The 13,445-nt window shown below is 72.1% G+C and carries 13 protein-coding genes; 2 read left to right on the plus strand and 11 right to left on the minus strand.

All coding sequences use genetic code 11. The features are described from left to right. Positions 1 to 50: 50 nt before the first annotated feature. Genes AB0B66_RS00540 through AB0B66_RS00560 form a run of 5 tightly spaced genes read right to left on the minus strand, consistent with a single transcriptional unit; the run spans position 51 to position 4,826 of the window. Entirely contained in the window at positions 51 to 1,331 is a 1,281-nt protein-coding gene (locus AB0B66_RS00540; RefSeq protein ID WP_360520599.1) for a bifunctional RNase H/acid phosphatase, read from the minus strand. Continuing rightward, the gene (locus AB0B66_RS00545; RefSeq protein ID WP_360520602.1) at positions 1,328 to 2,068 is read right to left on the minus strand and encodes a C4-type zinc ribbon domain-containing protein; all 741 of its coding nucleotides are present in this window, start codon (positions 2,066 to 2,068) and stop codon (positions 1,328 to 1,330) included. Before AB0B66_RS00545 ends, AB0B66_RS00540 begins: the two co-directional genes overlap by 4 nt. A gap of 46 nt (positions 2,069 to 2,114) precedes the next feature. Then, on the minus strand, positions 2,115 to 2,933 hold the full coding sequence (locus AB0B66_RS00550; protein WP_360520605.1) for a Nif3-like dinuclear metal center hexameric protein: 819 nt from the start codon (positions 2,931 to 2,933) through the stop codon (positions 2,115 to 2,117). 50 nt (positions 2,934 to 2,983) lie between these two features. After that, positions 2,984 to 3,553 (minus strand): flavoprotein, encoded by a 570-nt coding sequence (locus tag AB0B66_RS00555; protein ID WP_360520608.1) that lies wholly within the window; start codon positions 3,551 to 3,553, stop codon positions 2,984 to 2,986. A gap of 46 nt (positions 3,554 to 3,599) precedes the next feature. Further along, positions 3,600 to 4,826, minus strand: a complete 1,227-nt coding sequence (locus AB0B66_RS00560) for a helix-turn-helix domain-containing protein (RefSeq protein WP_360520611.1) — start codon at positions 4,824 to 4,826, stop codon at positions 3,600 to 3,602. 228 nt (positions 4,827 to 5,054) lie between these two features. Between AB0B66_RS00560 and AB0B66_RS00565 the strand changes: the two genes are divergently transcribed. Further along, a complete protein-coding gene (locus tag AB0B66_RS00565) occupies positions 5,055 to 5,777 on the plus strand; it encodes a bifunctional DNA primase/polymerase (RefSeq protein WP_360520614.1) in 723 nt (240 codons plus the stop codon). A gap of 313 nt (positions 5,778 to 6,090) precedes the next feature. Here the strand turns inward: AB0B66_RS00565 and AB0B66_RS00570 are convergent, their stop codons facing one another. From AB0B66_RS00570 to AB0B66_RS00585, 4 genes are all read right to left on the minus strand, one after another. Further along, positions 6,091 to 7,041 (minus strand): type IV toxin-antitoxin system AbiEi family antitoxin domain-containing protein, encoded by a 951-nt coding sequence (locus AB0B66_RS00570; RefSeq protein ID WP_360520617.1) that lies wholly within the window; start codon positions 7,039 to 7,041, stop codon positions 6,091 to 6,093. A 235-nt stretch (positions 7,042 to 7,276) separates the two neighbouring features. Then, on the minus strand, positions 7,277 to 8,371 hold the full coding sequence (locus AB0B66_RS00575; RefSeq protein WP_360520620.1) for a branched-chain amino acid aminotransferase: 1,095 nt from the start codon (positions 8,369 to 8,371) through the stop codon (positions 7,277 to 7,279). 133 nt (positions 8,372 to 8,504) lie between these two features. Next, positions 8,505 to 9,527: a 3-isopropylmalate dehydrogenase gene (locus AB0B66_RS00580; protein ID WP_360520623.1), complete on the minus strand. Its 1,023-nt coding sequence runs from the start codon at positions 9,525 to 9,527 to the stop codon at positions 8,505 to 8,507. A 97-nt stretch (positions 9,528 to 9,624) separates the two neighbouring features. After that, positions 9,625 to 10,173 carry a GNAT family N-acetyltransferase gene (locus tag AB0B66_RS00585; RefSeq protein WP_360520626.1) on the minus strand — a complete coding sequence of 183 codons (549 nt, stop codon included), beginning with the start codon at positions 10,171 to 10,173 and terminating at the stop codon, positions 9,625 to 9,627. 130 nt (positions 10,174 to 10,303) lie between these two features. Between AB0B66_RS00585 and AB0B66_RS00590 the strand changes: the two genes are divergently transcribed. Continuing rightward, positions 10,304 to 11,179 carry an alpha/beta hydrolase gene (locus tag AB0B66_RS00590; protein ID WP_360520629.1) on the plus strand — a complete coding sequence of 292 codons (876 nt, stop codon included), beginning with the start codon at positions 10,304 to 10,306 and terminating at the stop codon, positions 11,177 to 11,179. 124 nt (positions 11,180 to 11,303) lie between these two features. On the opposite strand, the gene AB0B66_RS00595 is transcribed toward AB0B66_RS00590, so the two are convergent. Continuing rightward, positions 11,304 to 12,281 (minus strand): hypothetical protein, encoded by a 978-nt coding sequence (locus tag AB0B66_RS00595; protein WP_360520632.1) that lies wholly within the window; start codon positions 12,279 to 12,281, stop codon positions 11,304 to 11,306. Then, on the minus strand, positions 12,268 to 13,257 hold the full coding sequence (locus AB0B66_RS00600) for a hypothetical protein (RefSeq protein WP_360520635.1): 990 nt from the start codon (positions 13,255 to 13,257) through the stop codon (positions 12,268 to 12,270). Before AB0B66_RS00600 ends, AB0B66_RS00595 begins: the two co-directional genes overlap by 14 nt. Positions 13,258 to 13,445: the final 188 nt, after the last annotated feature.

The raw sequence follows: 13,445 nt of genomic DNA on the forward strand, positions 1-13,445 counted from the left end.
GGCACCTGCACAACGCTCCGCGTTGTAGCAGGTGCCCTTCTTAACGCTTGTCAGGCGCTGGGCAGCAGATGTGCGGTGTCGTTCACCGAGCGCACCGAGACGCCCCCGTCGGGCCACACGTCGACGATCGAGACGCCGGCCGGGTCCAGCAGCAGCCGGTACAGGAACGCGTCGCCCGCCGCGAGCGCGTCGCGCAGGATCAGCTTGATCGGCGACACGTGCGACACGATGACCACCGTCTGGCCCTCGTACGCCTTCTGCAGCTTGCCCATCACCCCGCGCACCCGCTTGGCGACCTGCTGGAACGACTCGCCCTTCGGTGGCGCGACCGAGGTCGAGGCCAGCCAGGCGTCCAGCTCGGCCGGGTACTGCTCGCGCACGTCGCCGAAGGTCAGCCCCTCCCACACGCCGAAGTCGCACTCGATGAGGTCGTTCTCCACACTCACCGGGACGCCGCCCGCCGCGGACGCGATCGCGGCCGCGGTGGCCTTGCACCGGCTCAGCGGCGAGCTGACCACCCGGTCGGGGCGCATTCCCGCGACCCGCCGTCCGGCGGCCGCGGCCTGCTCCTCCCCCACCGCCGACAGCGGCACGTCACCGCGCCCGGAGTAGCGCTTCTGCGCGGTCAGCTCGGTCTCCCCGTGCCTGACCAGCACCAGCCGGGTGGCCGGGGCGGTTCGCGGGGCCCAGTCCTCGCGCGGCCGCCCCGCCGCGGCGGCGGAGCCCGCGGCAGAACCGGAGCCGGCGGTCCGGTTGGTTGCCGCGGTGCCCTGAGCTGCCGCCCGGCCCGACCCGGCGCCCGCTGCCGCGCCGGAAGCCGGTTCGCCGGATTCGGGGACCGCCGGGAAGGCGTCCGCATCCCACGCGGTGACGATCCCGAAGGCGGTCTCACCGTCGAGAGTCCCCGTGGCGGCCCCGCCCTTGGCGGCGTCCATGGCCGCGTTGGCCAGGGCGTCGGCGGCCCGGTTGCGCTCGCGCGGAATCCACGTGTACGTGACCTGGTCGAACTTGCGCACCAGCGTGGCCACCTCGGCGGCCAGCGGGCGCAGCCCCGGGTGCTTGATCTGCCAGCGGCCGGACATCTGCTCGACCACCAACTTGGAGTCCATGCGCGCCTCGACCTGCGACGCGCCCAGCTCGGCGGCGGCCTGCAGCCCGGCGATGAGGCCCCGGTACTCGGCGACGTTGTTGGTGGTCACGCCGAGCGCGGCGGCCCGTTCGGCGAGGACCTCGCCGCTGGCCGGGTCGCGCACGACCGCGCCGTATCCGGCCGGGCCGGGGTTGCCGCGCGCGCCGCCGTCGGCCTCGACGATGACCTTCCCGATGCTCACAGCCCGGACTCCGCGGTGCGGACCATGATGCGGCGGCACTCCTCGCAGCGCACGACCTCGTCCGGGGCGGCGGTCTTGACCCGGTTGCGGTCCGCGCCGAACAGCTCCAGCCGGCACCCGCCGCAGCGGCCGTGCTGCACCAGGGCCGCGCCGAGCCCGCCGGACGACTCACGGATCTTGTCGTACAGCTGCACCAGCTCGGCGGGCAGGTCGGCGGCCAGCGGACGGCGGGCCGTCTGCTTCCACTCCGCTTCCTTGGTGATCTCCGCGATCGACTCGTCCCGGCGGGCCTCCGCGGCGATGCGCTTCTCCCGGGCGACGGAGATCTTCTCGTCGACGGCGTCGAGGGCGGCCTGCGCCGTCTCGCGCTTCTCCATCAGCTCCAGCTCGGCGTCCTCCAGCTCCGACTGCCGCCGCTTGAGCGAGCCGATCTCGTGCTCCAGCGCGGTCAGCTCCCGCGCGGGCAGCCGGCCGTCGTCCATCCGCTGCTGGTCCTTGGCACTGCGCTGGCGCACGGTGTCGACCTCGCGCTCCAGGCGGGCGATGTCGCGGTCCAGGTCGTCGACGTCGACCTCGGCGCGGGCCCGTTCGTCCTCCAGCCGGCCGATCGCCTTGCCGAGCACGTCCAGCTCGGCGAACTCCGGCAGGTTCTTGCGCCGGTGCGCCAGCTGCTGCAGCGTGGTGTCGATCGCCTGCAGGTCGAGCAACCGCTGCTGGTCCTTCGGGTCGGCCTTCACGTCGGCACTCCTTCTCTCGCGGTTGTCCAGTTGTCAAAGGCCACGTTCAGGCGACCGGGTCAAGTGTCGCGCAGGCGTGGAACCCGAACGGGTCGGTGGTCGTGTCGGAGACGATGGTCTCAAGTCCGGTCGCCGTACGCAGCCAAGCGGCCAGGGGTGTCAGCCAGGGCCGCTCGGTGGCGTAGTGCCCCGCGTCGACCAGCGCCGGGCCGCCCGAGGCCCGCAGGTCCGCGACCCGGTGGTGTTTGAGGTCCCCCGTCAGGTAGACGTCCACGCCGGCGGCGACGGCGTCGGGGATGAACTCGTCGCCGGACCCGCCGCACACCGCGACGGTGGACACCGGCCGGGCCGGGTCGCCGGAGACGCGTACGCCCCAGTTGGCGACCGGCAGCGCGGCGGCCGCGAGGTGCGCGAACTCGCCCAGGGTCAGTGGCGCGGGCAGGCGGCCGATCCGGCCGAAGCCGCGGCCTTCCTCGGTGGGCCGCAGCGGGCGGGTGTCGAGCAGGCCGATCGCGTCGGCGAGCGCGTCGCTGACACCGGGCTCGGCGACGTCGGCGTTGGTGTGCGCGACGTACAGCGCCACCCCGTTGCCGATCAGGTCGTGGATGATCCGGCCCTGGTAGGTCGTCGCGGCCACCGACGACACGCCGCTGAGCAGCAGCGGATGGTGCGCGATGATCATGTCGGCGCCGGTGTCGAGCGCCTCGGCGACCGTGCTCGGCAGCACGTCGACCACCGCCAGCACGCGCGTCACCGGCTGCTCGGGACGCCCGGCGACCAGCCCGACGCGGTCCCACGGTTCGGCCCACCGCGGCGGGAACTCGGTCTCCAGCAGTGCGGTGAAAGACGCGACAGTCCAGGTCACCCGGACAGACTACTGCGCAACGGGCGCGGTCCCGCGTGGCGCGGGCGGCGTCAGGCCCCCGGCGGGCAGAGCTTCTCCACCGCGTCCAGGGCCAGCGCCCACGGGAACTCGTGGCGGTACGCGTCGCCCTCGCCGGGGGCGGGCAGTTTCAGCACGTCGTCGCCGTACAGCACGGTGATGCCCCAGCCGCGCAGCCGCACGATGTTCTCCTGGAACGCCGGGTGCCGGGCCATCGCCGCGTTGGTGAACGGCATCGCCACGATCGGCAGCCCCTTGCCCTGGCTCTCCACGATCAGCCCCAGGGCCAGCGTGTCCGCGATGCCCGCGCCCCACTTGTTCACGGTGTTCACCGTCGTCGGGGCCACGAGCAGCGCGTCCGGCGACGGGAGCACGTCGGGATCACCGGGGTTCTTGTAGGTGCTGCGCACGGGATGCCCGGTCTGCGTCGCGAGCGCGGGCACGTCGACGAACTTGCGCCCGTCGGGCGTCACCACCACACACACGTTGTAGCCGCGTTCCTGGGCCGCCCCGACGAGCCGACCGACGTCGCGGGTCACCGGCGACCCGCAGGCGATGACGTAGAGGACCGGGCGGCCGCCCGGCTGCGACTGGTCGCTCATGCGGCCACCCTGCCATGCCCGGCACGAGCGGGTCGGACCCGGCCGCTCACACGCCCACCCCCATCTGTTCGGCCAGCTCGGCCAGCGCGGCGGTGGGCGTGCCGCGGGTGCGCCGCAGCACGTCGCTGAGCACCTCGTGGGCGATCGGCCGGCAGCGGATCTCGGCGGGCGCCAGCAGGTCGCCCTCCAGCAGCATCTCGCCCGCCCGCTCGACGTCGCCGACCTGGGCGAAGCCGCGCGCCATGTCGAGGTAGTGGTGGGCCCGGCGCTCGGGCAGCATCGCGTTGAACGCCGCCGGGTCGAGCCCGTCGTGGATGGCGATGGCGAGGCCCCCCTCGCCCAGCTCGACCGCGGCCGCGGCTCGGTGCACCAGCACGTTGGTCGGGCCGAAGCTGGTCCAGTAGTGGTTCTTGTCGCCGCCGAGCCCGGCCGCCGCGTCCTGGGCCGCGGTCAGCAGGTCGCGCATGGTCGCGCTGTCACCGATGCAGGAAGCGGCCATCGCGCCCTGCAGCAGCAGGAAGCCGTACACCGAGAGCTGGTCGTCGGCGGTCTCGCCCGGGGTCGGGCAGAGCCGGTTGGCGATGTTGACGTTGACTTCGAGAGCCGCCCGGTGCCGGCCCAGCGCCCGCAGCGCGTTCGCGACCCGGGTGGTGGCCACCCCGGCGAGCAGCTGGTCGCCGGCCCGCTGCGACACCGCGATGGAGCGGTCCGCGGCCAGCCAGCTCAGGTCCAGTTCGCCGAGCTTGCGCAGCACCGAGGACGCCAACTGGTACACCTGGCCGAGCAGGTGCGCGGCCTCGCGGGAGTCGTCGGAGTGGGCGTACGCCGTGTCGGCGGCCTGGGCGTCGCGCAGCAGCTTGGGCAGCGCGCGGGCCAGCACGCCGTAGCGGCCGTGCTCCCAGGTCTGCCACGCGTGCAGGGCGGCCTTGCGCATCTCCGCGATCGGCGGCGGCTCGGGGGCCGCGTAGAAGAACGCGCTGATCTGGTCGTAGCGCTCCAGCGCGGAGCGGATCTCGGCGACCTCGATCTGGTCGATGCAGTTCATGCTGTCGGGCCGGCGCTCCGGGTCCTTGCCCAGCAGCAGCTGGACGTCGAGCTGGAGCACGTCGGCGATCTCGTACACGACCGAGAACTTGTCGAGCCGGCGCACGCCGCGCTCCACCTTGTCCACCCAGCTCTTCGACTTGCCCAGGCGGTCGGCGAAGACCTGCTGCGACATCTTCCGGCGGTTGCGCCAGTACGACACCCGGCGCCCTATCGGCAGCTCGTCCATCCTCCAGCCCTCCCCTCATCGGGTCGGTCTGACCGAGTCGCACAGTCTGTGCGCCCACATCCGGTCCGACACTCGTATCTTCAGATGCAAGTTGCAGTTGGACAATGCATTCAGACGGTTGCTCTGGACTGTTGTCGATGTAACGACGACTCGACGCGTCGGTGACGGCTTTCGTGGATGTCGATCTCCGGGATCGGCTCACTTAACCCGGAAGAGGGGGTCGGACTCATGCGGTGGCCACAGGCGCCGTTCGGCAAAGGCCTGTTACGGCGGCGGTTGCGCCTGGCAGCGCAGCGTTTCGCCGAGCACGGCTGGGCGGTGATGCCAGGCGGATACTTCAACGGCCGGCGCATGGCCTGCGACCGCACGAACTGCTTCGCCACCAGCAGCCACCCGCTGTACGACGACTGGGAGACCCGGGCGAGCGTCAGGTCCGAGCAGTTCGACCAGTGGTGGAGCGAGCGCCCGCACGCGCTGCTGCTGCCCACCGGATACGCCTTCGACGTGCTGGAGGTGCCCGCCCTGCTCGGCTCACGGGCCGTGTGCGGGCCGCCGACCGGCCCCGGCCGCGCGACGTCCGCGGGCCGCGTACGCGGACCCGTCGCGGTCACCGCCGCGGGCAGCTGGATGTTCCTGATGCGCTCGGGCGGCACATTAGCCCCCGAACTGGACCACCGGGTCGACGTGGTGCGCCACTCCATCGGCTCGTGGATCCCCGCCCCGCCCACGGTCCTGCCCGACGGGCCGATCCGCTGGAAGGTGTCGCCGCAGAGCATCGGCTGGCAACTGCCCGACCCGGACGAGTTCCAGTCCGCCCTGGTGCAGGCGCTGGTGGCGCTCGACGCCTCGTTCCTGGACCTGCCTGTCAGCGCACGCCGCCGGCTCGCCCCGAAAGCCCTGCCCCGGCCCGCCGCCCTCAAACCCACCCCGACCCTGCGCCGAGCAGTCTGAGCAGCAGTCCTGCCACCCCTCGAACCCGCCCGGTGACGCGCACCGGGCAGCGACCGCCCGTCAGCGCGGTCGTTAGGTGAGGTATCGAGGAGGTCCGACATGGCACCTGACAACGTAGAACGGCACCTGGCGCACGTCGAGTCCCAATTTGGGGTCATACGATCGTCCGCAGCGCGCTGGGCAGGCACCCGACCCGCCGGCACCCGACCGCACGGCTCCCGCCCCTCGGGCTCCCGCCCCACCAGCACCCACCGCCCACCCCGCTGAAGGAAGGGCACCTTCCCATCGGTATCCGTAGAGGAAGGGCACCTTCTTAACTCCGCACCACGCGCACGCTGGTGCGGAACCCCCTTCTCAGGGTCGCGGCCTCGGCGACGATCCGGCGTACCTCTTCCGGGCGACCCGCCACGAACGAGGGCGTGAAGTGCAGCACCTGTACGCCGTGCCGGCCGAGCAGGTTGTGCCGCTCCAGCGAACGGGCCCAGTCCTCGGGGCTCAGATGGAACTCCCGGGAGTCCACCTCGATCGCCAGCGCCGCGCCCGGCACGTAGCCGTCGGGCGTGGGCAGCGGCGTGCCGTCCGTCAGCACCAGCCGCGGATTCCACAGCACCGTGCCCAGTTCCGGCAGGTTGGCGAGCAGGGCACGGGCCTGCGCCTCGGGTGCTGAACGCGCGCCGCCGGCGATCTCGGCCAGCACCTTGCGCACCACCGCGGTGCGGCTGCGGCCCGCTCGCCGGATCTCCAGGTCGAGCCCCTTCAACGGCACCCGGAACCGCTGCACGGCCTCCGCCATGACCGCCCGCACGATCCGCAGCTCGCGCAGCTCACGACAGGTGTCGACGACCGCGCGGGCCGGGCTGGCCACCCGGTAGTGCTCGGTGTGCCGGGCACGGCTGTCCAGGGACAGTGCCCGCTTCACCACGGCGAAGCCGTTGGAGCGGCAACGGGTCGCGTGCGGGACGAGGAGGTTCACCTCGGGCGCGGGCGGCAGGGCGCGGAAGCCGTACCAGGCCAGTGCGCTGGGGCCGGTGATCTGCGCGTCGGGACCCGCGTACAGGGTTGCTGCGACGCGACGCTGCTCGTCGGTGAGGGTGCCGCCGTGCACGCAGTAGACGCCGGCGAGCACCCGCTGCCAGCGGCCGGTCTGGATCCGACGGTAGATCATCATGTCGGTATGCCCGGTGGCCAGCACCTGCGCGCGGGTAAGCAGTTGCTGCTGGCGGTGCGCCAGCTCGTCCAGCACGGCGGTGGAGTCGGAAGTCATGCACGGCAGAGTCGCGGTCGCCCCCGCGCCGGACAACCACGCGACCTGGCCCGCCTGTGGACGAACCGCCGCTTGTGGAAAACCACTGCGGCCGGTGTGGATCTGCTATGCGCGACCCACCGGAGCACAACCCTGAGCGGCACTACGGCCCAGGTCAAGCCATCGTGGCGTTAAGAAGGGCACCTTCTGCAACGCGGAGCGTTAAGAAGGTGCCCTTCCTTTGTCCGAGACCTGGCTAGAGGGTGGTGGTCCAGCCGTGGGGGTCGGTGGCGCGGCCGTACTGGATGTCGACCAGGGTCTGGCGCAGGGCGGCGGTGACCGGGCCGGTGCCGCCGTCGCCGAGCTTGAACTCGCCGTCGACGCCGCGCACGGTGCCGATCGGGGTGAGCACGGCGGCGGTGCCGCAGGCGAAGGTCTCCACGATCTCGCCGCTGCGCGCGCCGTCACGCCACTCGTCGATGGTGACCGGGCGCTCCTCGACCTGCCGGCCCTGCTCGCGGGCGAGCGTGATGACCGAGTCGCGGGTGATGCCCGGCAGGATCGAGCCGTTCAGCTCCGGCGTGAACATCGAGCCGTCCTTGCGGACGAAGAAGACGTTCATGCCGCCCAGCTCGTCGACGTACCTGCGCTCCACGGCGTCGAGGTAGACGACCTGGTCGCAGCCGTTCTCGGCGGCCTGGGCCTGGGCGAGCAGCGAGGCGGCGTAGTTGCCGCCGCACTTGGCCGCGCCGGTGCCGCCGGGGGCCGCCCGGGTGTAGTCGTCGGACACCCAGATGGTGACCGGCTTGAGCCCGCCGGAGAAGTACGGCCCGACCGGCGACGCGATCAGGCAGTACAGGTACTCGCGCGCGGGCCGCACGCCGAGGAAGACCTCGCTGGCGTACTGGAACGGGCGCAGGTACAGGCTGCCCTCGGCGCTGGTCGGGATCCACTCCTGGTCGATGCCGACGAGCTGCCGGATCGAGTTCAGGAACAGGTCCTCCGGCAGCGGGGCCATCGCCATGCGGTGCGCCGACTCGGCGAACCGGCGGGCGTTGGCGTCGGGGCGGAAGAAGCCCACTTGGCCGTCGGCCCGGCGGTACGCCTTCATGCCCTCGAAGATCTCCTGGGCGTAGTGCAGTACGGCCGTGGCCGGGTCCATCGGGATCGGCGCCCGCGCCTCGACGCGCGCGTCGTACCAGCCCTTGCCCTCGGCGTACCGGATGGTCACCATGTGATCGGTGAAGACCCGCCCGAAACCGGGGTTGGCCAGCAGCGCCTCGCGCTCCGTGGCCGATACCGGCTGCGAACTCGGACGGATCTCGAAGTCGATCGTGCCACCGCCACTCATGCGCGCTGCCCTCCATCGTTCGGGGATCTGGGGGAAAACTTACCTCTAACGGTCGTTCAACCCCAGCCCGGCCGATGACCTGGGCAGTTTGTACGCATCCACCCCGGTCACCGCACGGACCGGAGCCCTGCGGTCATGCTACGAGTACGGATACCCGGTCGCCGACCTCGGCGGTGCGGATCGGCTCGCCGGTGCGCCCGGAGAGCTCCGTCGCCACGGCCTCCTCGATCTTGCGAGCCTCGTCGGGGTAGCCCAGGTGCTCCAGGCACAGCGCCACCGACAGGATCGCCGCCACGGGGTCGGCCTTGCCCTGGCCCGCGATGTCCGGAGCGGAGCCGTGCACCGGCTCGAACATCGACGGGAACGCCCGGGTCGGGTTGATGCAGCCGCTCGCGGCCAGGCCGATGCCACCGGTGACGGCGGCCGCGATGTCGGTGAGGATGTCGCCGAACAGGTTGTCGGTGACGATCACGTCGTAGCGCTGCGGGTTGGTCACCATGAACATGGCCGCCGCGTCGACGTGCTGGTATTCCGTCGCGATGTCCGGGAACTCCTTGGCCACCTCGGCGAAGGTGCGCGCCCACAGGCCGCCCGCGTGGGTCAGCACGTTGGTCTTGTGCACCATGGTGACCTTGCGGCGGGTGCGGCCGGCCGCCCGCGCGAAGGCGTCGCGGATGACCCGCTCCACGCCGTGGCGGGTGTTCAGGCTCTCCTCGGTGGCGATCTCCGCCGGGGTGCCCCGGTGCAGGCCGCCGCCGGCGCCCGCGTAGAGGCCCTCGGTGCCCTCGCGCACCACCACGAAGTCGATCTCGCCCGGCTTGACGTTCGCCAGCGGACCGGCGGTCCCGGGCCACAGGCGCGAGGGGCGCAGGTTGACGTACTGGTCGAAGTCGAAGCGCAGCTTGAGCAGCAGGCCCCGCTCCAGCACACCCGGCGGCACGCTGGGGTCGCCGACCGCGCCGAGCAGGATCGCGTCGTGCTGGGCCAGCTCGTCGCGCACCGAGTCCGGGAACACCTCACCGGTCCGGTGGTAACGCGCCGCGCCCAGGTCGTACGGAGTGGTCTCCACGCCCGGCAGCACCGCGTCGAGGACCTTGAGCCCCTCCGCCACCACCTCGGCGCCGATACCGTCCCCTGCCACGACCGCGATCCGCATGCCAGCCCGCTCCCTACCGCTCATGCCACATGTCTACCGAACGTTAAGCCCCGCTCCCACCCAACGGTACATCCGTTCCACCATGTGGACTTCGCGGTCAGGGATTGCGGTGGTCGCCGAGCAGTCGGCCGCTGCGGATCAGGGGGCGCTTGGAGACGCCGCGTACGGCCCGGCCGGGTTCCTCGTCGGGCTGGCTGCTGCGCACGAACAGGGTCACCGTCACGGCGGGCGCGAAGCCGTTGCGCGACATGAGCGTCGCCGACGCGCTGTTGGACGACTCGACGTCGGTCACCACGCGGCTCGCCCCGCCCGCGAACAGCGCCTCGCAGCAGGCGTTCACCAGCCGCCCCGCGATGCCCCTGCCCTGGTACGCCGGGTCCACCGCGATCCACTCCAGGTAGCCCCAGTCGTCGCGCAGTTCGAACGTCTGCGAGCCCAGCACGAAGCCGACCACCTTGGCGCCGTCCAGCGCCACCCAGCACGCGCTGTCGCCGCTGTCCAGGTGCTCGGCGACGGCGGTCAGCGACCACGAGGTGTACGGCTTCACCGTCGTGTCGAAGACCCGGTAACCGAGGTCCAGGACCTGGCGCAGGTGCTCGAAGCCGACCGGCGCGATGACGATCTCCGTCGGGGACGACTCACTCATGCCGGAATGCTGCCATGAACCCGCCTCGATCGGCCGGATTACCGCCGTGACCAGGAGCAGCGCGCGGGCACCGCAAACATGTGAGATAACTAACCGACCGATCGTTCTTATTGATTGCTAACCTGCCGCCATGAAGGCAGCGATCCTGATGACCGGTCGGCTCCTCAACGCCACCGCCGTGCTCGCCCCGCCCCTCGCCCGGCGTGTGGCGTACAAACTCTTCTTCCGCCCGGCCGGCCGCGCCGCGGTCCACCCTCGCGAGCAGGACGTGCACGCGGCGGCCACGGTCGCAGAGGTCGATCTCGACGGTGTCCCGGTCGCCACCTACAGCTGGGGGGACGGCAGCCGGCCGGTGCTGCTCGTGCACGGCTGGAGCTCGCGCGGCTCCCGCTTCGCCGGGATGATCGCCGAGCTGCTCGACCGGGGCTACAGCCCGGTCACCTTCGACGCGCCCGGCCACGGCGACTCCGGCGGCACCACGACCAACCTGCTCCAGTACGAACGCATCATGCGCGCGCTGCAAGAACGGCACGGCGACTTCGCGGCGGTCGTCGCCCACTCCTTCGGCGTCCCCTGCGCCTTCCACGCGCTGCGCACCGGACTGCGCGCGGAATGCCTGGTCGTGGTCGCCGGTCCCGCCGAGTTCGACCACCTGGTCACCGAGTTCGCCCGGCAGTTGCGCCTGCGCCCCTCACTCGCCCGGCACCTGCGCGAGCACTCGGTGCGCGAGCTCGGTGTCGACGACTTGTGGACCCGCTTCTCCAGCGTGTTCGAACCGGCGGCGCTGGCGGTCCCGCTGCTCGTCGTGCACGACACCGACGACGACGTGGTCGGCGTCGACCACGCCCACCGGATCCACACCGCCTATCCGGACTCACAGCTGCTGATCACCAGTGGACTGGGGCACCGCCGGGTCCTCGTCGATCCGCGCATCGTCGACCCGGTCGGCGCGTTCCTCGACACCCACGCTCCGGTCGCCGCCAAGCGATCTGCCTACCCGCTCTGACACCGCAAACACCGCGAATTGCCCATGACACCACGCGTACCGCGCGTTGATCCGTTTTTGTGGACGCTGGACGCCCCTGTAGGGGCAACGGGCGTCCACAAAAACGGATCAACGCCGTGGCTGCTCACCACCAGCCCCAGCCGGACTGCGCGCCGGACTCCACGGCGGGCGGGTGGGTCGCCTGGTAGGCCAGTGCTGCGGCCAGTAGCGCGTCCGCGGGCTCGCGCAGCAACTGCTCGTCCACCACGATCCACCGGTTGCCGCCTCGCAGGCCCCACAGCAGATACCGGCGGGCCCAGGTCGGGTAGGCGCTCAGCGCCACGATCCGGTCCGGGTCGCGCACCTGCACCGCCAGGCCCGTGCCGTCGCGCCTGCTCGGGCCGACGGCGTGCAGACCGACGACCTCGGCCCAGGGCACGGTGACCCGCAGCTGCCGGATCCAGATGCCCGCCTCGTCCACCCGCGCCGCGGCCCCCCGGTCGAAGGGCCGCAGCCGGTACAACTGGACCAGGCTGATGACCGCTGGCACGAGCAGGGTGAGCGCCCAGACGACGGCCCAGCCGCGCACGGCGGCCCAGTCGAACGGCTGACCCGGGAACACCTCCGCCCGCAGGTCGCGCTCCATGCCCACCGAGTCGATCATCAGGTACAGGTACAGCACCGACACGCCGAACAGCGGGATGGCGATCAGCGGCGAGCCGATCCCGGCCGGCCGTGCCGTCGTCGGCACCGCGCCTCGGGGGTCCCGCAACGCGGCGGCCACCCGGGCCGGCGCGACGGTCCGGGCCCACCGCCCGCGGAGGATCTCGACGCCGAGCACGGCAGTCGCGACCAGCACCATGGTCACGATGCCGGCCAGGCGCACCCAGGACCTGCCCGGACCGCCCGTGTACGAGGTCCCGAGCACCACCGCGGGCACCAGCAGCAGGATGACCGGAGTCAGGCACCTGCTGCGGCGCAGCCACGCGTGATGGCGGGCGATCATGGCGTCCTGCACGGCGGGGTCTGCGGGCACCGGGTCGGCGCGACCCACGCGACGGGCTTCGTCGCGCCGGGCCGCCGGCAGGTCGCGCCATGCGGTCGCGGGCTCAGGCATCGGCATGACCGGCATTCTGCTGCCCGGCCTCCACGCCCGCATGCCCGGTAGCCTGCCCAGCACCGGGCAGCGCCGCTCCCGGAACCCGCTCGGCGGCAGCCACTGGCACGGGCGTGTCCGCCGACGCCTGCGCGGCGGCGAGGTGTGCGGCGTGGAAGGCCAGCGCAGCTGCGTACGCCGGGAACATCGGTTCGCGCACCCCGGCCTCGGTGATGAAGATCCAGGGGCGCGAGCCGCCGCCGCCCCACAGCAGGCGTCGCAGGAGCGACGGGCGGCGGGCGGCCCACACCGCTCGCGGGTCGCGAAGGCGCAGTGCCAGTCCGATCAGCTCCTGCTCTTTCCGGTCGGCTGGCACGGCCGCGATCTCGGCGACCTGGTCCCAGGGCACGTCCAGGCCGCGCACCGGCAGGCGTACCCCCTGCTCGTCGATCTCCAGCGCGAGCCGCTTGCGCCGCCACCGGACCACGGCGAGCCCGGCCGCGAGAAGCAGCAGCGCGACCAGCACCGCACCGGTGAACAAGGCCTGGCCGGCGTCCGCTTCGCGGCGTCGCGCCCACAGCCCGAACCACATCACCACGGCCGGCGCCGCCGCGATCAGCACGATGGTCCGCAGCGAACCGGGGGCTGGCAGGCGCAGCCGGACCGGGTGCACCGCGCCGCTTTCGCGCGCAGCGGCCGCCGGCCACTGCGCCGCCTCGATCCGCGCGAACCGTGCGTCGACACCGAAGGCCATCGCCATCAGCACCCAAGACAACGCGGCCACGACCCGCCAGCCCTGCACCGGATCCGCGGAAAGACCCGACTGGATCCACGTGCCGAGCCAGAAGACGGCCAAGGACCGCATCACCCAGTGCAGCACGCGGCGTTGCGCACGCACCACTTCGTGCACGGCCGGGTCGGGGTGCGGAAGGCCGGCCTGGGCAAGCCGCCACACCTCACGGCGCACGGGCTTGGACAGGCTGAGCCAGGCAGACGAGGGCATGCCGAAAGAGTGCGGCACCGGGGCAAGAAAATCTGTCCCGGTACGCAGTTCGGCCCGGTGAGCTGCGGCAACAGCTCACCGGGCCGAACGGTGCTCGTCTGGCTGCTCGTCACCGCCGCGGCAGGGGTCACCCGAAGACCCGTCCCGAACGCGTGACAAGCGTGTCCGCAGTGGACACCTGTGCAGGT

Source organism: Catellatospora sp. NPDC049111, assembly GCF_040648615.1.
GTDB classification, from domain to species: domain Bacteria; phylum Actinomycetota; class Actinomycetes; order Mycobacteriales; family Micromonosporaceae; genus Catellatospora; species Catellatospora aurea.

What these genes read in the sequence shown, in the direction of transcription:
- AB0B66_RS00555 (WP_360520608.1), bottom strand. Translation starts at nt 3,553, where the DNA reads ATGAGCGACCAGTCGCAGCCGGGCGGCCGCCCGGTCCTCTACGTCATC.
- AB0B66_RS00560 (WP_360520611.1), bottom strand. Translation starts at nt 4,826, where the DNA reads ATGGACGAGCTGCCGATAGGGCGCCGGGTGTCGTACTGGCGCAACCGC.
- AB0B66_RS00565 (WP_360520614.1), top strand. Translation starts at nt 5,055, where the DNA reads ATGCGGTGGCCACAGGCGCCGTTCGGCAAAGGCCTGTTACGGCGGCGG.
- AB0B66_RS00570 (WP_360520617.1), bottom strand. Translation starts at nt 7,041, where the DNA reads ATGACTTCCGACTCCACCGCCGTGCTGGACGAGCTGGCGCACCGCCAG.
- AB0B66_RS00575 (WP_360520620.1), bottom strand. Translation starts at nt 8,371, where the DNA reads ATGAGTGGCGGTGGCACGATCGACTTCGAGATCCGTCCGAGTTCGCAG.
- AB0B66_RS00580 (WP_360520623.1), bottom strand. Translation starts at nt 9,527, where the DNA reads ATGCGGATCGCGGTCGTGGCAGGGGACGGTATCGGCGCCGAGGTGGTG.
- AB0B66_RS00585 (WP_360520626.1), bottom strand. Translation starts at nt 10,173, where the DNA reads ATGAGTGAGTCGTCCCCGACGGAGATCGTCATCGCGCCGGTCGGCTTC.
- AB0B66_RS00590 (WP_360520629.1), top strand. Translation starts at nt 10,304, where the DNA reads ATGAAGGCAGCGATCCTGATGACCGGTCGGCTCCTCAACGCCACCGCC.
- AB0B66_RS00595 (WP_360520632.1), bottom strand. Translation starts at nt 12,281, where the DNA reads ATGCCGATGCCTGAGCCCGCGACCGCATGGCGCGACCTGCCGGCGGCC.
- AB0B66_RS00600 (WP_360520635.1), bottom strand. Translation starts at nt 13,257, where the DNA reads ATGCCCTCGTCTGCCTGGCTCAGCCTGTCCAAGCCCGTGCGCCGTGAG.